Genomic DNA, 19,326 nt, shown 5'->3' on the forward strand with positions numbered 1-19,326 from the left:
TCACCCTCTCCCAAGCCCCGCAGGGCTGCACCAATGGTCAGACGTTAGTCGTCTCTACCGCGACCGGGCAGGGCCGAAGGTCCCGGGCCGCCCAGGGGTACCACCCACGTCACCCGGGTGCCGGATGGTTCGACAGACTCGACGGTGAACGTTCCAGAGCGGGCGGTCGCCCGACGTTCAAGGTTGGCCAGGCCGCTGCGCCGACCGGTGGCGCCGAGCCCTGTGCCGTTGTCCGTGATGGCCACAGTCAGCGACGGGCCGAGACAGAGCTGAACGGTCGCGGCGCCGGCCTGCGCATGACGTGACACGTTCGACAGTCCCTCACGCACGACAGCCATCAGGTCTGCCGCCAGATCGGGATCCAGGTGGCTCAGGTCCCCCTCGAGGGTGAGCGCGGGCGTGTAGCCAAGGCTCGCGGCATACGTCTCGACCAGCGCGCGCAGCTGGGACTCGAGGTCCGCGCTGGGTGCCTGGGTGTGGAGCTGGAAGATCGTGGAGCGGATGTCCTTGATCGCCACGTCCAGGCTCTCGACCGCCTCGTCGAGCCTGGCCTGCACGACGGGGTGGACAGCGAAACGGCCGGCGGACTGCAAGGACAGCCCGGTGGCGAAGAGTCTCTGGATGACGTGGTCGTGCATGTCCCGAGCGATGCGGTCCCGGTCCTCGAGCTGGGCGACAAGGGCTCGGTCATGCTGGGCGCGGGCGGCGATGATCCCCAGACCCACTTGTTGCGCGAAGCCGGACAGCGCCGGCATCACCTGCGAAGCCAGGTCCTCCTGACCCGGTTCCCACTGCAGGAGCAGGTGCCCGATCGCTCCGGAACCGTCAGCCATCGGCAGGACTGCCGTGGGGCCGGCCCCAACGATTCCGGCCGCCTTCGACAGGTCGGAGGCAACCCGCTGCGCCGCGCCAGGCTGCGGACCCGGCACGAGCAGGAGCTCCTGGCCCGAGCTGAGCACTTCCGACCAGTGGCCCCCCTCGAGGGGCGCCCAGGACGGAGCCGGAGTCGCCGACGCTGCCACCGGCTGGTCACGGTTGGACAACGCATGGATGGCGGACAGCCCGTCCGCGCCGACCAAGGTCACGGCGCACAGCCGTGCACCAGCCAGGCCGCAGGCGCGCTCGACCATCGGCGACAGGGAGTCGGTCTCGACCGGGCTCTCAAGGAGGCTGCGGGTCAGCTCGCTGATGGCCTGTCCCCACTGTCGTTGCTGCTCGCTGCGTTCGTACAAGCGGGCGTTGTCGATGGCGAACCCGGCCGCCGAAGCCAGCGCCACCAGCATCCTTTCGTCGGCCTCGGAGAACTCCGCGTCATGGTCGCTCCCGGCCAGGTAGAGATTGCCGAACACCTCGTCGCGAATCCGGATGGGCGCGCCCAAGAAGCTGCGCATCGGCGGGTGGTTCGGCGGGAAACCGTAGGAGTCCGGATGAGCCGCGATGTCGGCCAGTCGACGTGGTCGAGGATCGCGGATCAGCAGGCCGAGGATGCCGTGCCCCCGGGGCGGGTCGCCGATTCGGGCGCGCTCTTCAGGGCTGACGCCGTGGGTCACGAACTCGACCAGGTGCTCCCCGTCAGGGCTCAGGACACCCAGAGCGCCGTACCGGGCGTTGACCAACGCGCAGGCAGACCGCACGATTCGGCCCAAGACCACCGAGAGCTCGAGGTTGGCGCTCATCGCCGTCACCGCGTCCAGCAGCGCCTCGAGCTGCTCGTGTGACCGGCGCGCAGCACTGGCCCGCGCACGCAGCTCTTCCATGAGGTCGTCCACCTCGAGGGAGACGCCCTCAGACCAACGCCCTTGGTCGCGCTCGCGCTTCGGGTCCAGAACCACGTTCCCGAGAATAGGCCCGGCGCCCAAGCCCCCCACCGTCTTTGCCGAAGTTGGCCGCGCCTCGGCGGGACCCTCTGCGGCATCGGGGACGGACAGGGACCAATGGCCCGACTACGTCGTCGCGAGGAGTCGCATGCTCGACACGTGACCACCACCTCGCAGTCACCGCAGCGACCCCCGTCAGCTCGGCCGCTCACGCCGCCCGAAGTGGTGGCTGGAATCGTCAACGACGGTTCGGCTGCCGCTGTGGCGCAGGCCGCCGTCGGTTTGGCACGGGAGCTCGGGGGACGAGTGCGCTTCGTCCAGGTTCTGCCGGACGGACTGGACGACCAGGAGCGAGCCGATGCCGAGGCCGCGACGTTTGGCGCCGCCCTACGCGCTCTCCATGGCCAGCCCAGGGTCCAGGCCACCTTCGAAGCACCGTCGGGTGACCCGCGTGAACTCCTCGTGCACCGGAGCCGCCTGGCGAAGGCCCTTGTCGTGGGACAGGACAAACCGGGCGGCGGCGCGCAGCCTGCGGTCGCGGCCTACTGCCAGGCCAACTCTGGATGCCGGGTCCTCGTGGTCCCGGGGACTGACTGACGCACGCGGACCACGCTGAAACGGAACCACGCCGAAACATGGAAACCACGAAGAGAACCCGGACGAGGTGAGTCTGATGATGGACTGGGGATGGACAGACTGGGTGCACATGGGCCCCATGATCGTCATCATGGCGGCCTTGGCGATCGGGCTGGTGGTGGCGCTGGTGCTGGCGATCAACGCCCTGTATCCGTCCGCCGGGCAGGGCGACCGCAGGCCGCCGACTCCCGCGCACCAGCCGCCGACAGCCGCTGAGGCCGAGCTTGAGCTTCGCTATGCCCGCGGCGAGATCGATGCCGAGACCCTTGCCCGGCAGCGCGCCGTGTTGCGCCAGTGACAAGGCAGGCGCGATACGCGATATGGGTTGCGCGACAAGGGTTGGGCCGGCCGCGAGACCGGTCGCGCCAGCCGGGAGGCCGCCAGGCGAAGGCGGGCCGCTTACGACCGAAAGCCGCCGAGGACGGTGAAGCGTCGCCCCGTGATAGTGCTCGGGACCACCCGGACGATCTGGGGCTTGGCCCCCGCCTGCCACGGAAAGATCGGCAGGCTCAGGGCCTCGATGGCCTCGTCTGCGTCATTCACCAGGCGAGCCACGCCGTGCGCCACCACGCTCCACGCCTGGCCGTTGGCCGCGTCGTAGCCGTCGACCTCGAAGGCGACCGGGTGTCCGTGCGCTGCCGAGAACTTGGTTCCCTCTGCCGTTCGAAACACGATCGTCCCGTGGTCCACCATGTGGTTGACCGGAAAGATGTCCGGCCCACCGTCGACGATGACGGCCAACCTGCCGACGGGGACCGAACGCAGCAAGGCGAGCGCCTCATGGGCGCCCAGCTCATGGGTTTCCGATCCAGGGTGGGGAGTGCCGGAATGAGTCATGCTCCCCAGTGAAGACACCCGCTGGCTCGATCGTCAGAGGCGAAGGTCCCGATCCATCGAAGACGCAGTTCAGACACGCAGGTCGCGACCGACCCGGCCGCCTCCACGACGCAGGACCTTGTGCCCTGTTTGCGAGCCTCTGCTCCCCCCTATCGTGAAGGCGTCCCCCATCGGCTGGGGAAGGGAGAGTTGTCGACATGACCACCACCACAGCTCTGACCGCAGGGCTCGACGGGCCCGCGCGATACCTCACCTGGGGACCGATCCAGATCTCCGTGGCGAACCTGGTGACGATCGGAATCATCGTCGTCCTGTTCGTGCTGGCCGTCGTGCTGCCCTTCCCGAAGCCTCGGGATCGGCGATGACGACCCGCACACCGGCCGAGGACGCCGGTCGGTACACCTGGACGGGGCGGCTCCGTGAGCGCGTCGTGCGCACGATGCCACCCGAGCAGCTCATGCCGGACGAGCAGCCGGCATACGTCGCGTCGTGGATCTACGTCTTCGGGGTCGCGACGTTGGCCGCGTTGGTCTTCATCATCGGCAGCGGTGTGGTCCTCACCCTGGAGGGGCCGCAGTGGTACCACGTGTCGTCAGTCGGGCACTTCGTCAACAGCGTGCACCTGTGGAGCGTCGAGCTGTTCTTCGTGTTCATGGTCGTGCACCTCTGGGGCAAGTTCTGGATGGCCGCGTGGCGGGGTCACCGGGCCATGACCTGGATGACCGGCGTCGTGTCCTTCCTCGCCTCGATCGGTGCAGCGTTCACCGGGTACCTCGTGCAGACCAACTTCGACGCCCAGTGGATCTCCGGGCAGGCCAAGGACGGCCTCAACTCCGTCGGCATCGGTGCCTGGTTCAACGTCACCAACCTCGGCCAGATGCTGCTGTGGCACGTCGCGCTGCTCCCCCTGGTGGTGGGTCTCATCGTGGTCTGGCATGTGTTGCTCGTCCGCAAGCACGGGGTGGTGCCGCCGATCGACGCACTGTCCGAAGCCACCCCGGAGGAGACTTCGTCATGAGCACGACACGCACCCACAGCCCTGCGCCGACGCGACCCGGACGCCGCAGCGCTTCAGACGACGTCGCCGCACGGCCGTGGGCGGGGGCCAAACGGGAGTACGACCTCCTCAAGGAGTTCGTCATCGCGTTGGTCGTCGTGGGCGCACTGGTCATCGGCCTGGCCGCCGCCTTCAGCTCCCCCGACGAGAAGAGCCTCACCCTCGCCGGATGGGCCCAGCAGGCGCCCAACGACTTCGTCGCCACCGCGGCAGCAGAGCTGGCCGGCACCAGCACCAGCGCCAGCTACGGACCGCCCTACAACGCCACTGCGGACGCCGGTCAGAAACTCGGCCCGCTCAACCTGCAGAAGGCAGCAGGTGTGCGCATCCCGGTTGACCCCGCCAACGACTTCGTCATCACGCCCCTGTTGACACTCCCCGCCACTGCAACGCTCTCCCGCGCGCTCAGCGACTGGAAGGGCGCCACTGCCACCGAGCAGGGCAAGTGGGCCGGGTCGTATGCGGATGCGCTCGGCAAAGTCCCCGACGGCAACCCCGCCAAGGTGGCCGCTGGTGCGTACGGACCAGTCCCCGCACTCACCGCGAACCTGCTCAGCATGGCCCAGTCCGGTGCGCTCCAGCCCGTCATCCAAGGCGAGTCCGGCTTCTACAACACCGACTACACCCGATCCACACTGTTCCTGGCCGACGGCAGCTACCTCGATGACCACGCCACTACCCAGCACCTCGGGGGCGACCAGTGGGGCATGATGAACGAGACGGGCAGCTACCCAGGCCAGTCGTGGCTGTGGCTCTACACGTTCTGGTACCAGGTCGAGCCCTTCAAGTCCTCGCCGAACGCGGATGCCCTGGTGTGGGGGCTGATGGCCCTGCTGAGCCTCGGGTTCCTGCTCGTGCCGTTCCTGCCGGGTGTGCGCTCCCTCCCGCGGTGGATCCCCATCCACCGGTACATCTGGCGCGACTACTACCGGAAGCAGGCGACCGAGCGCCGCTGAATCAGACCGTCTCCTGCATCAAGGCGCCGGATGGCTGATGGCTTCAGGGCGGCGGATCGAACAGCAGCCGGTCCCGGCGTTATTTCGGCACGACGGCTACTGGGCAGCGAGAGTGGTCCAGAATCGCTCTGGCGACACTGCCCAGCGTCAGTCCCTCGAAGCCCCCCGTGCCCCGCGAGCCCACGACGAGCAAGCCGGCACGTCGCGACGCCGCTTCCAGGGCGGCCCACGGTGGCATCTCAACCACCTCGGCACGCGCATCAACCTCGGGGTAAGCGCCGCGGACCACGCCCAGCGCATGGTTGACTGCCTGGTCAGTGTCGGCCCGCAGGGCACGTGCGAATGCCGCCAGGGAGTCGGTGTGCCATGGGGCGAAGTCCCAGCTCTCAGCGGCTGGCATGGCCCACGCACCCACGATGTTCAGCGGCACCCCGCGCCGAAGGGCAGCCTGCGCGGCAAAGGTCAGCGAGCTCCGTGAGCGTGGCGAAGTGGTAACTCCAACGCTGACGGGTCGGGTGAAGCTCACATCCGCGTCGGCCGCTCCACGAGCCACGACCACTGGGCAGTGTGCCAACGCTGCCGTGATGGCTGAGGTCGACCCCAGGATCGCGGAGGTGGAGGGGCTCAGAGATCTGCTGCCGGTCACGAGGAGCTCGGCGGTGCGGGACGCCTCCACCAAGACTCCTGCCGCCTTGCCGACGACGACCCGGCCCTGAACTTGCAGTTCGGGCAGGCGCTTTCCTGCAAACCGAAGGGCTTCTTCGAGGTGGCCCTCAGCACTGGTTTGGAGCAGTCGCGGGGTCCACGACCCGTTGCGCGGTGGGGACGGCATCCCTGGATAGTCCGCGGCGACCAGCACCTGTATCTGCGCCTGCCTCATGGCCTGACGCCTAGACAGCCAGAGCGCCCCGCGGCAACCAGCACGGAGGCAGCAGTCAAACATGACTCGATCGCCATGACCGCAACCACGCGAGCCTCCGACGCCGCGGATGGTCCGTCACCCTTTTGCCGGAGGCGCCGCAGCGGGGTCATCACGACACTCGGAGGTTGTCCACTTCGAAGATTGGGAGTCCGTATGCCCACCATGTTCAGAACATCGCGTCGGGCCCGTTACGTTGCGGCCCTCTCGGCGGGAACCATGGCCGCCGCCCTGAACGCCTCCACCCTCCCCGCGCATGCAGAAGGCGGCGCCGGGAGGATCACAGTTGTTGCTCCCCACCTCGACAACCCACGAGGCTTGGCGTTCGGCTCAGACGGCGCGTTGTACATCGCCGAAGCCGGCCATGGCGGCGACCTCTGCCTCGGCCCGGGCCCCGACGGGGGCCAGAGCTGCGCTGGTCTCACGAGTGGGGTCAGTCGACTGTCCCACGGGCACCTCACCAAGGTCCTCGACCACATGATCTCCCTTGCCAGCCCGGACGGAACTGGCGCCGAAGGCGTCGTCGCCGTCGCAACCCGGGGCCCTCGCCTGTACGCCCAGGTGGCTGCCAACACGGCAGGCATCCCGCCGGAGGCTCCAGCGAGCGATCCGGTCGTGCAGGCAGCCCGTGCGCAGCTGGGCCACACCATCGCCATCACTGCAACTGGCTGGCGCGACATCGCGGGGACCGGTGACGCGGACTACGCCTGGACCGGCGACCACAAGGAGCTCCAGCCTGACCAGTTCCCGGATGCGAACCCCAACGGTCTGGCCACCTCCGGCAGGACCCTGTTCGTCGCGGACGCCGGCGGCAACCTGATCGCCAAGGTGGACCGCCATGGGTCGGTGTCGACCTACGCATACCTCCCCGTGCCGGACGGTTCACCGACTGACGCCGTTCCCACCTGCGTGGCAAAGGCTCCGGACGGCTCGTTGTACGTCGGTGAGCTGCTGGGCGGAGACTTCGCTCCTGGACATGCCCGCGTGTGGCGCATCGTCAACGGTGTGGCCACGGTGAAATGGACGGGCTTCACCGGCATACAAGGGTGCGGCTTCGACGAACACGGCAACTTCTACGCGACCGAGTTCCAGATGAACGGCATGTTCGGGCCAGACCCCAGCGGGGCCGTGATCAAGGTGACGCCCCGCGGTCACCGCACGACGCTCGGCGCCGGGTCGCTGTTCTTCCCGTCGGGCTTCGCCTTCCACGACGACGCGATCTACGTCTCGAACTGGAGCATCATGCCGGCCCACAACGACACGGGTCCCACGGGCCAGGTCGTGCGAATCAAGCTGGATGACTGACCCTCTCCCCTCGTCAGCCAGCTGAGTGGCCCCACCCTCCCCGGGTGGGGCCACTCAGCCTCGGGGGCGGCTGGTCCACGACAATTTCGCGGTCATGGACCAGCCGGTGGGCCGCGGCGAACGAGTGCCCGTAGCGTGTGGCCATGTCGACGATGTGGCTACGGGCATGAGCCCCGAGACGGACACCGCCGAGATCGAGGCTCTCGTGCGGGTCTTCTTCGAGGCGTTCACCTCTGGCCCTGAGCTCCCCACCCGGATGGCCAGGCTCAGGTCGATCCTGCTTCCTGAAGCGGTCGTCATCAGGACCTGCGGCCTGGATCCCGTCGTCTCCACGGTGGAGGGATTCATCGCTCCGCGCGAGGCGCTGCTGTCCGGCGGCACGCTGGTCGACTTCAAGGAGTGGAGCCTGTCCGGGCGGGTCGACCGCTTCGGGGACATCGCCCACTGGTTCGGCGCCTACGCCAAGTCGGGGCGGCAGGACGGCGCTGCTTTCACCGGTCAGGGGATGAAGTCGCTGCAGTTCATCAGGACCCCGGACGGGTGGCGCATCAGTGCGGCAGCCTGGGACGACGAGCGCGACGGCCTCGCGATCCTGGAGCTGCCCGGCGTGGGCTGAGTCCCCACCACGTCGTCAGGCGCTGCCTCCCCCGGGGCGGCGGGCAAATGGCTCACATTGACTATGGTCACGAACGCCCATGGCGAGCAATCTGGACCCGGGGACGAGAGGTGCCCGCGCAACAGGGGGGCCAGGGGGCGTGGGCACCTCTCATCAGGCGCACGGGCCGCGTCGCCGCGTCAGGGGGCAGCGTCAGGAGGGAACTTCAGGAGGCCAACGGCCTCAGGCACCCTTGTATGCCGTGCGGGAGCCACGCGAAGGCCCAGCTTGGTCCCGGGCGCCACGCAGGTCGACGACCGACTCACTCGACACGCCCACTCCGTCACGCCGGTCCAGCGACGAGACGTCGTCGTCCACGAGGGGCACGAATCGTTCGAGCAGTCGTTGCCACATGGTCATCGACCTTTCACCGTCGGAGGACGAGCAGTCAAGTCGTTCACGCGAACCTTCTGACGCGCAGCATGAACGATGCCGCAGCCAGGTCGTCGGCGCCGCGCCGAAACCGTCCGCCTCCCTCGTTGGTCAGCACACCCCTGACCGAACGGATGACCGGGCACCGGGCACCACATCGGGACAAGTCGACCCGGCACGGGACAAGTCCGACAGGCACGAGGTCAGCGGCGCACTGGGGTCAGTGGGGCACGAGGTCGGTCCGACCCGTACAGGTCAGTCAGCCCACCCGCGGGCCGCGGCCTGAACCCCGACCAGCTCGACCGCCACCTCGAACCAGACGGTGGAGCCGGCCGAGGTCCTGTGCGCCCCGAAGGAGTCCGAGATGGCGCGCACCAGCGAGAGCCCACGCCCGCGGACGGCCATGGTGTCCGCTCCGGTGAGCAGCGGCTCGCCCCTGTTGCCACTGTCCGCCACGGTCACGGCGACGATTCCGGTGTCGAGGTCCATGGTGAGGTGCGACTCGGTCCCGGCGTGCAGGACGGCGTTGGTGATGAGCTCGGAGATCCCGGTGACGATGGTGTGCTGGTCCCCGTCCCCGACGCTCCAGTCGGTCAGCTGCTCGCGCGCCCAGTCGCGGGCCGCCCGCACCGACTCGGGCATGGGTGGCACGACGATCGCAGCCCGGCGGTGTCCCACGGGCGAGCGCCCGATGGCCAGCACCGCGCAGTCGTCCTCCTGGCCGGAGGTCTGCAGCATCGAGTCCATGACGTACTGCGCCACGCTGCGGGGGCTGCCCGGCGGCATCTCCGAGAGCACCTCGAGCAGCCGGGCCTCGCCCTCGTCCAACGCCTCACCACGACGTTCGAGCAGCCCGTCGGTGAAGCCGACCAGCATGTCACCGACCTCGATGGTGAGGTGGTGGGTCGGCCGGACGCCGTCGATCCCCAGCGGCGGACCCACCGGCATCGTCAGCAGCTCCCCTCGCGCCTTGCCCAGGGCACGGGAGGTCAGACCGTGGAGCAGAGCAGGGGGCGGGTGGCCGGCGCTGGCCAGCATGACGTCGCCAGTCTCGGGGTCGACCGTGCCGTAGAGCATGGTCACGAACAGCTCGCCGCCAAAAGCCATACCCGGTCGGGCCCGGGGCGAACCCAGCGGCATCGACGCCGGCCAGAGGGCGTCCAGGTCCCAGACGACCCGGTCCAGCGAGCTCATGACCGACGCGGAGTCGCTGTCGGTCAGGGCCGCCCCGCGTGCGGCAGCACGGACCTGACCCATGACGGTCGCCGCCATGACCCCGCGTCCTACGACGTCGCCGATGACCACAGCCAGCCGACCGTCCGGGAGGAAGAACGAGTCGTAGAAGTCTCCCCCGGCCACCGTCCCCTCGGACACGGGTTCGTAGCGCGCGGCGATGCTGATCGCGTCGGACTGGGGCAGGTTGGGCGGCAGGAGGGTGCGTTGGAGCAGCTCGGCGGTCGTGCGTTCGGCGTCGTAGACCACGGCGCGCCCCAAGGCATCGCCGACCAGCTCCCGGAAGGGCGCCAGCACGGCCAGGACGTCCTGGGGCACGGGGGCGGCCTCGCGCTGGATGACCAGCGCGGCCCGACCGCCACCCACCCGGAACGGCACGGCCACGATCTCGCCGTTGTCGGACAGGTAGGGCTCGTTGCGTGAGATGGCCCCGGCGATGATGGCCGCCATGTCCTCCCCCAGCTCGGACCAGATCAGCGGCAGCCGCTCCTCGTCCGGCGAGAGCCGCTCGATCCGGTGTCGGCGCGCCATCCGCCAGGTGGCGGGCCCGGCTGACGGCAAGCAGACCGAGACCGAGAGACCGTCGAAAGCCACCATCGCCTGACGCAGCACCACCTTGCACACGTCGTCGACGGTCACCGCGACGGCCAGCTGCGCCGCCAGCCTCGCGACCGCGCGGGCCCGTCCGATGGCACTGGTCGTCTCCACGATGACGTGCAGGACCGCCAGCACGCTGCCGTCCTCGGCCAGCACCGGCGAACCGCTGCGCAGGTAGTAGCCGACGTCGGTCCCGTCATCCGGCTCGTCGTGCAGGCCCGTGCCCTCGGCCGATGACCGACCGCGGTCCAGCCTCAGCTCGGTGCCCTCGTCCAGGAACGCCTCGCCTTCGGAGTAGGCACGTTCCAACAGTGGCCCGACGTTGGGGTCGTCCCAGATCTCGGCCACCACCTTGCGGGCGGACTGGCCGAAGGCCGCCGGGTGCTTGCTGCCCAACAGATCGCGGAACGCGTCGTTGTAGAGCATCGTGAACTCGTCCCCGCACAGCAGGGCCACCGGCAGAGGGCACTCCAGGACGATCTCCCACGCGGCCTCGAGCTGTGGCGGCCACTGCGACCGAGGCCCCAGCGGCGTCGCTGCCCAGTCGCTGTGGGCAGCAAGACGTCGCGCCTCGCGCGCTCCGCCCTCACCCACGCATTCCGCCTCTGTCCGACATGGATCGCCCTACCCGAAAGGGTATGGCGATAATCGGTCCGGAGGCGCGATCAGGGGCCACCCAATCGCGAGTTCCTCGGCGCGGCTCCCACCTGGTCGATGAGGAAGGCCCATTCGCAGGCCACCTGCCGCCAGGCGTCATAGCGCCCGCTCTTGCCCCCGTGCCCCGCGACCATCTCGGTCCGCAGCAGCACGGGCCGGTCGGCGGGGTCGCTGGTGGTCTCCTCGCGCAGGCGGGCGATCCACTTGGCCGGCTCGGTGAAGAACACCCGCGTGTCGTTGAGGGACGTGGTGGCAAGGACCGCCGGGTATGCCGCGTGGCGCACGTTCTCATACGGCGAGTAGGACTTCATGTAGTCGTACACCTCGGCGTCGGCCAAGGGGTTGCCCCACTCCTCCCACTCCACGACCGTCAGTGGCAGGGACGGGTCGAGGATCGTGGTCAGCGCGTCGACGAACGGGACGGCAGCGTGCACGGCGCGGAAGCGTTCGGGCGCGAGGTTGATGGCGGCACCGATGAGCAGGCCACCGGCCGAGCCGCCTTCTGCCGCGAGGCGGTCCTGGGCCACCCAGCCGCTCGTGACGAGGTGGTCGGCACAGCTGACGAAGTCCGTGAAGGTGTTCTTCTTGGTCGCCAGCTTGCCGTCGTCGTACCACGCACGACCGAGCTCGCCACCCCCGCGGACGTGGGCGATCGCGTAGACGAAACCGCGTTCGAGCAGGGACAGCCGGGCCACCGAGAAGTAGGGGTCGGAGGAGATCTCGTACGACCCGTAGGCGGTGAGCAGACCCGGGTGCGTGCCGTCGGGCTCGGCGCCGCGCGGATGCACCAGCGACAGGGGCACCCTGGTGCCGTCGGCTGCCGTCGCCCACTCGCGACGCTGCTCGTACTGGGTGGGGTCGTAGTCGCCGAGCACGGGTTGACGCTTGAGTAGCTCGAACTCGCGGCTCGCCACGTCGTAGTCGTAGACGGTCTTGGGCGTCACCATGGACTCGAATACCACCTGCAGGGTCGTCGTGGCGCTCTCGGGGTTGTCGCCCAGCCCGACGGAGTAGACCGGTTCGTCGAACTCCAGGTCGTGGTGTCCGGCAAACCCCGAGGGCTGACCCGCGTCGCGGTGCAGGACCCGCAGGGCGGTGAGGCCGTCCTTGCGCAGGGACAGCACTGCCACGTCGTCGAACGCGTCGATGCCCTGGAAACGTTCGCCCTTCTCGGCCCTCATGAGGGGCTGCCACTGGTCGGCCGAGGTGGCATCGATCGGCGCCCAGGCCAGGTCGGAGTCGATCGACTCCTCGTTGTGCACGATCAGCAGGCGGTCGCCGGCAGGTTCCACGTCGTACTCGACGCCCTCGCGCCGGGGCGCGACCACCCGGAACTCACCTGTCGGGTCTGCCGCGTCGAGGATCCGTACCTCCGACGTCGTCTTCGACCCCAGGCCGATCATCAGCCAACGGTCGTCGCGTGAGGACCCGACGCCCATCCAGAACCGTTCGTCGGCCTCGTGGTGCACGAGGACATCCGCCTCGGCGGGGGTGCCGACCTCGTGTCGCCAGACCTCGTGCGGGCGCCAGGTCTCGTCGACCCGGGTGTAGAAGACGTGTCGGCCGTCGAGCGAGAACACGCACCCGTAGCCCACCTCGTCCACGGCCGTGTCGATGACCTCGTCGGTGCGAAGGTCCTTGATCCGCAGGGCGAACCGCTCGTCTCCCTCGGTGTCCACGGCATACGCGAGGCGTTGGTGGTCGGGGCTGACCGTCAGCGCCCCGAGCGCGAAGAAGTCGTGACCCGCGGCCTCGGCGTTGGCGTCGAGCAGGACCTGTTCACCCTCGACCTCGGTACCCGGCTCGGGCATCGGTCGCGGCGCCCCCTCGACACGGGGCGCCCGGCACTCCACGGCGTACTGGGAGCCCTCGAAGCTGCGGGAGTAGTACCACCACGGCCCGCTCGCGACCGGTACCGACAGGTCGGTCTCCTGGGTGCGCGAGCGGATCTCCTCGAAGATGGCGTCGCGCAACGGCTGCAGGTGGGCCGTGACCGCCTCGGCGTAGGCGTTCTCGGCCTCCAGGTGCGCGCGGACCGCCGGGTCCTCCTTGTCGCGGAGCCACTCGTAGGGGTCGACGACGACGTCCCCGTGGTGTTCCCGCGTGGTCTCGCGCCGCTCGGCGCGCGGTGGGGTGGGCCGGGCTGCCTCGGGCGTGGTCACGCTCGCACCCTACGGGGTGGACTCAGCCGGCCAGACAGCGCGGGCCGAGGATCACCTTGAGGTCGCCGAAGAGCGCCTCGGTGGCGTTGACCCGGTAGGAGTCCTCGAGCCTCATCAGGACCGATCGCCCGGGTTGGCTCAGCCGCACGTGCACCTCGGTGGAGCCGGGATGCGACGACAGCACGGACTTGAGCTCCTCGACCTTGGTCTGGGTGGCCCGGTTGGTGTCGATGGTGACGACGACCGGACCACGCGGCCCCTCCGAGATGTCGGGCAGCGTCAGGTCGGAGGCGAAGATCGTGGGGGTGTCGTCACGCCGGTTGACCCGCCCCTTGACGACGACGACCGCGTCATGGGTCAGGGCGTGCTGCACCGTGAGGTAGGCACTGGGGAAGAACAGGCACTCGATCGCGCCCTCGAGGTCCTCCACCGTCACGATCGCCCAGAGGTCGCCCTTCTTGGTGCGCTTGACCTGGAGCCCGGTGATGAGACCGGCGATGGTGACGTTGGCGCCCTCGGGCTTGCCGTCCTCCCCCATCAGGCTGGCGATCGAGGTGTCTGCGTGGGAGCTCAGCACGTGCTCGATGCCGAAGAGCGGGTGGTCCGAGACATACAGGCCCAGCATCTCGCGCTCGAACTGCAGCAGGGTCTTCTTGTCCCACTCGACACTGGGGATGGTGGGCAGCACCGAGAAGTCGACGGACTCCCCCGCGGCGTCGTCGCCGAAGGACCCGAACAGCGAGTCCTGTCCGATGGCCTCCTGCCGCTTGATGTCGACGAAGTTGTCGACGAAGTCCTCGTGGACGCGGTACAGCCCCTGTCGCGACTCCTGCAGACCGTCGAAGGCGCCCGCCTTGATCAGCGACTCGATCGTGCGCTTGTTGCAGACCACCGCGGGGCACTTGGACAGGAAGTCCTTGAAGGAGGTGAACCGGCCCTTCTCCTCACGGGCCGCGACGATCGCCTCGACGACGTTGTGCCCGACGTTGCGGATCGCCTGCATCCCGAACCGGATGTCCGTGCCCACCGCGGCGAACCGGGCCACCGAGTCGTTGACGTCCGGGGGCAGCACCTTGATCCCCATCCGGCGGCACTCGCCGAGGTAGAGCGCGGACTTGTCCTTGTCGTCTCCGACGCTGGTGAGCAGCGCAGCCATGTACTCGGCCGGGTAGTTCGCCTTGAGGTAGCCGGTCCAGTAGGACACCAGTCCGTAGGCGGCGGTGTGGGCCTTGTTGAAGGCGTAGTCCGAGAACGGCACGAGGACGCCCCACAGGGCAGCGATCGAGGCCTCGTTGAAACCCTTGGCCTTCATGCCCTCGGAGAAGGGGACGTACTCGGCGTCGAGGACCTCCTTCTTCTTCTTGCCCATCGCGCGGCGCAGCAGGTCGGCGTTGCCGAGGGTGTAGCCGGCCAGCTTCTGGGCGATCTCCATGACCTGCTCCTGGTAGATCACCAGGCCGTAGGTGGTGCCCAGGATCGGCAGGAGCGCGTCGACCATCTCCTGCTGGAGCTTGCCTGCCAGCTGCGGGTCGAGCGGCGTGAGGTCCTGCTTGCCGTTCTTGCGCAGGGCGAAGTTGGTGTGGGCGTTGACTCCCATGGGGCCGGGTCGGTAGAGCGCGAGGGCCGCCGAGATGTCCTCGAAGTTGTCGGGCTGCATCAGCTTGAGCAGCGTGCGCATCCCGCCGCCGTCGAGCTGGAACACGCCGAGGGTGTCACCGCGGGACAGCAGGTCGAACGTCGCCTTGTCGGTCATGTCCTTGGACAGCGCGTCGAGGTCGATGTCCTCGCCGCGGTTGGCCTTCACGTTGTCGATGGCGTCGTCGAGGATGGTGAGGTTGCGCAGGCCGAGGAAGTCCATCTTGACCAGCCCGAGCGCCTCACAGCTCGGGTAGTCGAACTGGGTGATGACCTGGCCGTCCTGGAGCCGCCGCATGATCGGGATGACGTCGATGAGCGGCTCGCTCGACATGATCACCCCGGCTGCGTGGACGCCCCACTGCCGCTTGAGCCCCTCCAGCCCGAGGGCCGTGTCGACGATCTCCTTGAAGTGCGGCTCGGTCTCGACGAGCGCACGGAAGTCGCCGCCCTCGTTGTAGCGCTTGTGGTCCTTGTTGTAGATCTCGGCCAGCGGGACGCCCTTGCCCATGACGTCCGGGGGCATCGCCTTGGTGAGCTGCTCGCCCACGACGAACGGGTGCCCCATCACGCGGGAGGCGTCCTTGACGGCCTGCTTGGCCTTGATCGTGCCGTAGGTGACGATCTGGGCGACCCGGTCGGCGCCGTACTTGTCGGTGACGTACTTGATGACCTCGCCACGACGGCGCTCGTCGAAGTCGACGTCGAAGTCGGGCATCGACATGCGCTCGGGGTTGAGGAACCGCTCGAAGATCAGGCCGTGCGGGATCGGGTCGAGATCCGTGATCTTCATGGCGTACGCGCACATCGAGCCGGCGCCGGAGCCGCGACCGGGGCCCACCCGGATGCCGTTGGCCTTGGCCCAGTTGATGAAGTCGGCGACGACGAGGAAGTACCCGGCATACCCCTTGGAGACGATGACGTCGGTCTCGAAGGCCGCCTGCTTCGTGGCGTACTCGGGGACGCCGCCGGGGAACCGGTCAGCGAGCCCCTTCTGGACCTCCTTGACGAACCACGACTCCTCGTTCTCCCCCGGGGGGCAAGGGAAGCGCGGCATGTACCGCCCTTCGCCCTCGGTGAACGAGATGTCGCACATCTCGGCGATGAGCAGGGTGTTGTCGCAGGCCTCGGGCAGCTCGCGCCAGGTGTGCCGCATCTCGGCCGGGCTCTTGAGGTAGAAGTCGTCGGCGTCGAACTTGAACCGGTTGGGGTCCATCAGGGTCGAGCCGGACTGCACGCAGAGCAGGGCCGAGTGGGCCTTGGCGTCGTCGCGCGTCGTGTAGTGCAGGTCGTTGGTCGCGACCAGGGGCAGGCCGAGCTCGCGGGCCAGCCGCAGGAGGTCCTTCTGCACCCGCCGCTCGATGTCGAGGCCGTGGTCCATCAGCTCGGCGAAGTAGTAGTCCTTGCCGAAGATGTCACGGAAGTCCGAGGCAGCCTGCAGGGCCTCGCGGTACTGGCCCAGGCGCAGGCGCGTCTGCACCTCGCCCGAGGGACACCCGGTCGTCGCGATGAGTCCCTGTCCGTACTGGCCGAGCAGCTCGCGGTCGATCCGGGGCCACTTGGCGTAGACCTGGTCGAGGCTGGCCTGGGAGTCGAGCCGGAACAAGTTGTGCAGCCCGTTGTTGTTGCGGGCCAGCAGGGTCATGTGGGTGTAGGCGCCCGAACCGGACACGTCGTCGCCGGACTGGTGGTCCTCGCCCCACTTCACCCGGGTCTTGTCGGTGCGGTGCGTGCCCGGCGTGACGTAGGCCTCGACCCCGATGATCGGCTTGACGCCGGTCCCCTGGGCCTTCTTCCAGAACTCGTAGGCGCCGAACACGTACCCGTGGTCGGTGGTGGCCAGCGCCGGCATCCCCATCTCGGCGGCCTTGGTGAACAGGTCACCGATCCGCGCCGCACCGTCGAGCATCGAGTACTCGGTGTGCACGTGGAGGTGGACGAACGAGTCGGTGCTGTTCGAGCTGGAGGAGCCGGAGGCGATCTGGGGGGACATCAGAAGCGATCTTAGGTCTGGGCTCCGACAGGACCTAAGGGACGCGCCTAGCTGTGACGGATGGGGCGCGTGGTATGCCGGGCAGCGGGCTGCCCGGCATACCGCACCGCCCGCTCGCGCGGCTCAGGGACGGCTCAGAGACGCTCGAGGGCCTGGGCCAGGTCAGCCGGGTAGGGGCTCTCGTAGGTGACGTACTTGCCGGTGCCGGGGTGTTCGAAGCCCAGTCCCACGGCGTGCAGCCACTGCCGCTCCAGGCCGAGACGGGCGGCCAGGGTGGGGTCCGCGCCGTAGGTGAGGTCGCCCGCGCACGGGTGGTGCAGCGCCGAGAAGTGCACCCGGATCTGGTGGGTGCGCCCGGTCTCGAGGTGGATGTCGAGCAGGGACGCGGCGCGGAACGCCTCGATGACCTCGTAGTGGGTGACACTCGGCTTGCCCTTGTCCATCACGGCGAACTTGTAGTCGTGGTTGGGGTGGCGGCCGATCGGCGCGTCGATGGTGCCGACCACCGGGTCGGGAAGTCCCTGGACGAGGGCGTGGTACTTCTTGTCGACGCTGCGACTGCGGAAGGCCTGCTTGAGGACGCTGTAGGCGTACTCCGACTTGGCGACCACCATCAGTCCGCTGGTGCCGACATCGAGGCGCGAGACGATCCCCTGCCGCTCGCTCGCTCCGCTGGTGGCGATGCGGTACCCGGCCGCAGCCAGGCCGCCCACGACGGTCGGACCGGTCCACCCGACGCTCGGGTGGGCCGCCACCCCCACGGGCTTGTCGACCACGACCAGGTCGTCGTCGTCGTGGATGATGGTCATGCCGGGCACGGGCTCGGCGATCACCTTGAGGGTCGGGCTCTGGTCGCTCGCGGGCAGGGTCACCTCGAGCAGGTCACCGGCGCTCACGCGGTCGGACTTGCCCGCCTGCTTGTGGTTGACGTGGACGTCTCCAGCCGAGGCGAGGTCGGCGGCCTTGGTGCGCGAGACCCCGAAGAGCCGCGCCAGGGCGGCATCGACCCGCTCCCCCTCGAGGCCGTCCGGGACGAAAAGGGTTCTGGCGTCAGTCATCCGCGGCCTCGTGTCGTCCATGGTGGGGGCGTTTGCCGTCGACACCGATGCCGCGCACGGCGAGCAGGCCGATGGCTGCGGCCGACCCGACGATGGCGATGTCGGCGACGTTGCCGATGAAGAGGCCGAAGTAGTCGATGAAGTCCACGACGTGGCCGCGCCCCGGGCCGGGCTCGCGGATCATCCGGTCGGTGAGGTTGCCGAGCGAGCCGCCGAGCAGCAGCCCGAGCGCCCAGGCCCAGCCGCGGCTGCCGATCCGGCGGGCGGTGCGGATGATGACGACCAGGACGCCGAAGGCGATCAGGGTCAGCACCCAGGTGGCCCCGTTGCCGATGGAGAACGCGGCGCCGGCGTTGCGGATCAGGTTGAGCCGGATGAGCCCGCCGACGACGTCGACGGGTGACCCCGGCTCGAGGCTGGCCAGGGCCCAGGCCTTGGTCAGCTGGTCAGCGACGTAGGCCGCGATGGCCGCGGCGGCCATGAGGCCGAAGAGGCGGCGGCGGTCTGCTGCGGGTCTGGTGGTGGAGGGGGACTCGTCGGCCGCGATCAGCGGCGCTCCTGCTTCGTCTTGCATGTCACGCATAGGGTCGCACGAGGAGCGGCCTGAAGGCGAAGTTTGCCGATCGGGTTGCCGCAGGACTCGCAGATCCCGTAGGTGCCGTTGTCGAGGCGCTCGATGGCGTGGAGGTTCTGGTCGAGCATCTCGCGGGCGTTGTTGGCCAGCGAGATCTCCTGCTCACGCTCGAAGGTCTTGGCCCCTGCGTCCGCCTGGTCGTCCCCCGCGCCGTCCCCGGCGTCGCGCATGAGGCCGACCAGGTCGGCCTCCGCGACCGAGATCTCCTGACGCAGGTGCGCCACGTCGGCCTCGATGGCGGTGCGGATCTCACGCAGCTCCTTGGTCGTCCAGGGTGACTCGTCGTCACGGACCCGCAGCGACTGTGGCGCGGTCCTGGTGGCGGCGCTCGTCCTCTTCGCGGGCGCCGCCTTCTTGGCGGGCGCCGCCTTCTTGGCCGGTGCGGCCTTCTTCGCGGGCGCCGGTGCAGCCTTCTTGGCCGGTGCGGCCTTCTTCGCGGGCGCGGGCGCGGTCTTCTTGGCCGGGGCAGCCTTCGTGGCCGGTGCGGCCTTCTTCGCGGGCGCGGGCGCGGCCTTCTTGACCGGTGCGGACGCGGTCTTCTTGGCCGGTGCGGCCTTCTTCGCGGGCGCGGGCGCCGCCTTCTTGGCTGGGGCCGTCTTCTTCGGTGGCGCCGCCTTCTTCGCGGGCGCTGTCTTCTTGACCGCCGTAGCCTTCTTCGCCGGCGCCGACTTCTTCGATGGCGCGACCTTCTTCGCGGGGGCGGTCTTGGTCGCGCTGGAAGCCTTGCCCGCCGATGCGGACTTCGTCGCAGCTCTCGCCTTTTGAACCATGGTGTGCCGGGCCCCTCGGTCGCATGGCGCTCC

The 19,326-nt window shown here is 69.0% G+C and carries 17 protein-coding genes; 7 read left to right on the forward strand and 10 right to left on the reverse strand.

Going from position 1 to position 19,326, the window contains the following annotated elements:
- Window positions 1–44: 44 nt before the first annotated feature.
- Window positions 45–1,832, reverse strand: a complete 1,788-nt coding sequence (locus tag BJ986_RS00725) for a GAF domain-containing protein (RefSeq protein ID WP_179420253.1) — start codon at window positions 1,830–1,832, stop codon at window positions 45–47.
- 144 nt (window positions 1,833–1,976) lie between these two features.
- On the opposite strand from BJ986_RS00725, the gene BJ986_RS00730 reads away from it, so the two are divergent.
- Entirely contained in the window at window positions 1,977–2,414 is a 438-nt protein-coding gene (locus tag BJ986_RS00730) for a universal stress protein (protein ID WP_179420254.1), read from the forward strand.
- 109 nt (window positions 2,415–2,523) lie between these two features.
- Complete coding sequence (locus BJ986_RS00735; protein WP_179420255.1) at window positions 2,524–2,751, forward strand: SHOCT domain-containing protein; 228 nt, start codon at window positions 2,524–2,526, stop codon at window positions 2,749–2,751.
- Between the two features lie 101 nt (window positions 2,752–2,852).
- On the opposite strand, the gene BJ986_RS00740 is transcribed toward BJ986_RS00735, so the two are convergent.
- Window positions 2,853–3,290, reverse strand: coding sequence for a pyridoxamine 5'-phosphate oxidase family protein (locus BJ986_RS00740; RefSeq protein ID WP_179420256.1), 438 nt, complete (start codon window positions 3,288–3,290; stop codon window positions 2,853–2,855).
- 197 nt (window positions 3,291–3,487) lie between these two features.
- Here BJ986_RS00740 and BJ986_RS00745 point away from each other — a divergent pair, with 197 nt between their 5' ends.
- The 3 genes from BJ986_RS00745 to BJ986_RS00755 are packed head-to-tail and all read left to right on the forward strand — an operon-like array spanning window position 3,488 to window position 5,303.
- A complete protein-coding gene (locus BJ986_RS00745; protein WP_179420257.1) occupies window positions 3,488–3,655 on the forward strand; it encodes a hypothetical protein in 168 nt (55 codons plus the stop codon).
- On the forward strand, window positions 3,652–4,308 hold the full coding sequence (locus BJ986_RS00750) for a cytochrome b N-terminal domain-containing protein (protein ID WP_179420258.1): 657 nt from the start codon (window positions 3,652–3,654) through the stop codon (window positions 4,306–4,308). Before BJ986_RS00745 ends, BJ986_RS00750 begins: the two co-directional genes overlap by 4 nt.
- Window positions 4,305–5,303 carry a hypothetical protein gene (locus BJ986_RS00755; RefSeq protein WP_179420259.1) on the forward strand — a complete coding sequence of 333 codons (999 nt, stop codon included), beginning with the start codon at window positions 4,305–4,307 and terminating at the stop codon, window positions 5,301–5,303. The genes BJ986_RS00750 and BJ986_RS00755 overlap by 4 nt, the downstream gene beginning before the upstream one ends.
- 79 nt (window positions 5,304–5,382) lie before the next feature.
- Here BJ986_RS00755 and BJ986_RS16840 read toward each other — a convergent pair whose 3' ends face one another.
- Window positions 5,383–6,246 (reverse strand): universal stress protein, encoded by an 864-nt coding sequence (locus BJ986_RS16840; RefSeq protein ID WP_420372030.1) that lies wholly within the window; start codon window positions 6,244–6,246, stop codon window positions 5,383–5,385.
- A 195-nt stretch (window positions 6,247–6,441) separates the two neighbouring features.
- Between BJ986_RS16840 and BJ986_RS00765 the strand changes: the two genes are divergently transcribed.
- Together BJ986_RS00765 and BJ986_RS00770 are read left to right on the forward strand one after the other, a co-directional pair.
- Window positions 6,442–7,527, forward strand: coding sequence for a ScyD/ScyE family protein (locus BJ986_RS00765; protein WP_179420261.1), 1,086 nt, complete (start codon window positions 6,442–6,444; stop codon window positions 7,525–7,527).
- Between the two features lie 166 nt (window positions 7,528–7,693).
- Entirely contained in the window at window positions 7,694–8,143 is a 450-nt protein-coding gene (locus BJ986_RS00770) for a nuclear transport factor 2 family protein (protein WP_179420262.1), read from the forward strand.
- Between the two features lie 222 nt (window positions 8,144–8,365).
- Here the strand turns inward: BJ986_RS00770 and BJ986_RS00775 are convergent, their stop codons facing one another.
- The 7 genes from BJ986_RS00775 to BJ986_RS00805 form a co-directional block, all read right to left on the reverse strand.
- A complete protein-coding gene (locus BJ986_RS00775) occupies window positions 8,366–8,542 on the reverse strand; it encodes a hypothetical protein (RefSeq protein WP_179420263.1) in 177 nt (58 codons plus the stop codon).
- A 267-nt stretch (window positions 8,543–8,809) separates the two neighbouring features.
- A complete protein-coding gene (locus BJ986_RS16135) occupies window positions 8,810–10,978 on the reverse strand; it encodes a SpoIIE family protein phosphatase (RefSeq protein ID WP_179420264.1) in 2,169 nt (722 codons plus the stop codon).
- A 71-nt stretch (window positions 10,979–11,049) separates the two neighbouring features.
- Window positions 11,050–13,203, reverse strand: a complete 2,154-nt coding sequence (locus BJ986_RS00785; protein WP_179420265.1) for a prolyl oligopeptidase family serine peptidase — start codon at window positions 13,201–13,203, stop codon at window positions 11,050–11,052.
- A 22-nt stretch (window positions 13,204–13,225) separates the two neighbouring features.
- The gene (gene dnaE / locus BJ986_RS00790; RefSeq protein ID WP_179420266.1) at window positions 13,226–16,831 is read right to left on the reverse strand and encodes a DNA polymerase III subunit alpha; all 3,606 of its coding nucleotides are present in this window, start codon (window positions 16,829–16,831) and stop codon (window positions 13,226–13,228) included.
- Between the two features lie 134 nt (window positions 16,832–16,965).
- A complete protein-coding gene (locus BJ986_RS00795) occupies window positions 16,966–17,889 on the reverse strand; it encodes an RluA family pseudouridine synthase (protein WP_179420267.1) in 924 nt (307 codons plus the stop codon).
- Entirely contained in the window at window positions 17,882–18,463 is a 582-nt protein-coding gene (locus BJ986_RS00800; RefSeq protein ID WP_179420268.1) for a signal peptidase II, read from the reverse strand. Before BJ986_RS00800 ends, BJ986_RS00795 begins: the two co-directional genes overlap by 8 nt.
- The gene (locus BJ986_RS00805) at window positions 18,436–19,293 is read right to left on the reverse strand and encodes a TraR/DksA family transcriptional regulator (protein ID WP_179420269.1); all 858 of its coding nucleotides are present in this window, start codon (window positions 19,291–19,293) and stop codon (window positions 18,436–18,438) included. The genes BJ986_RS00800 and BJ986_RS00805 overlap by 28 nt, the downstream gene beginning before the upstream one ends.
- Window positions 19,294–19,326 lie beyond the last annotated feature (33 nt).

Source organism: Pedococcus badiiscoriae (genome assembly GCF_013408925.1).
Lineage (GTDB): Bacteria > Actinomycetota > Actinomycetes > Actinomycetales > Dermatophilaceae > Pedococcus > Pedococcus badiiscoriae.

Coding starts and splice junctions, on each gene's coding strand:
- BJ986_RS00800 (WP_179420268.1), bottom strand. CDS start 18,463: ATGCAAGACGAAGCAGGAGCGCCGCTGATCGCGGCCGACGAGTCCCCC.
- BJ986_RS16840 (WP_420372030.1), bottom strand. CDS start 6,246: ATGTTTGACTGCTGCCTCCGTGCTGGTTGCCGCGGGGCGCTCTGGCTG.
- BJ986_RS00795 (WP_179420267.1), bottom strand. CDS start 17,889: ATGACTGACGCCAGAACCCTTTTCGTCCCGGACGGCCTCGAGGGGGAG.
- BJ986_RS00750 (WP_179420258.1), top strand. CDS start 3,652: ATGACGACCCGCACACCGGCCGAGGACGCCGGTCGGTACACCTGGACG.
- BJ986_RS00755 (WP_179420259.1), top strand. CDS start 4,305: ATGAGCACGACACGCACCCACAGCCCTGCGCCGACGCGACCCGGACGC.
- dnaE (WP_179420266.1), bottom strand. CDS start 16,831: ATGTCCCCCCAGATCGCCTCCGGCTCCTCCAGCTCGAACAGCACCGAC.
- BJ986_RS00770 (WP_179420262.1), top strand. CDS start 7,694: ATGAGCCCCGAGACGGACACCGCCGAGATCGAGGCTCTCGTGCGGGTC.
- BJ986_RS00735 (WP_179420255.1), top strand. CDS start 2,524: ATGGGCCCCATGATCGTCATCATGGCGGCCTTGGCGATCGGGCTGGTG.
- BJ986_RS00765 (WP_179420261.1), top strand. CDS start 6,442: ATGGCCGCCGCCCTGAACGCCTCCACCCTCCCCGCGCATGCAGAAGGC.
- BJ986_RS00805 (WP_179420269.1), bottom strand. CDS start 19,293: ATGGTTCAAAAGGCGAGAGCTGCGACGAAGTCCGCATCGGCGGGCAAG.
- BJ986_RS00775 (WP_179420263.1), bottom strand. CDS start 8,542: ATGACCATGTGGCAACGACTGCTCGAACGATTCGTGCCCCTCGTGGAC.
- BJ986_RS00745 (WP_179420257.1), top strand. CDS start 3,488: ATGACCACCACCACAGCTCTGACCGCAGGGCTCGACGGGCCCGCGCGA.
- BJ986_RS00740 (WP_179420256.1), bottom strand. CDS start 3,290: ATGACTCATTCCGGCACTCCCCACCCTGGATCGGAAACCCATGAGCTG.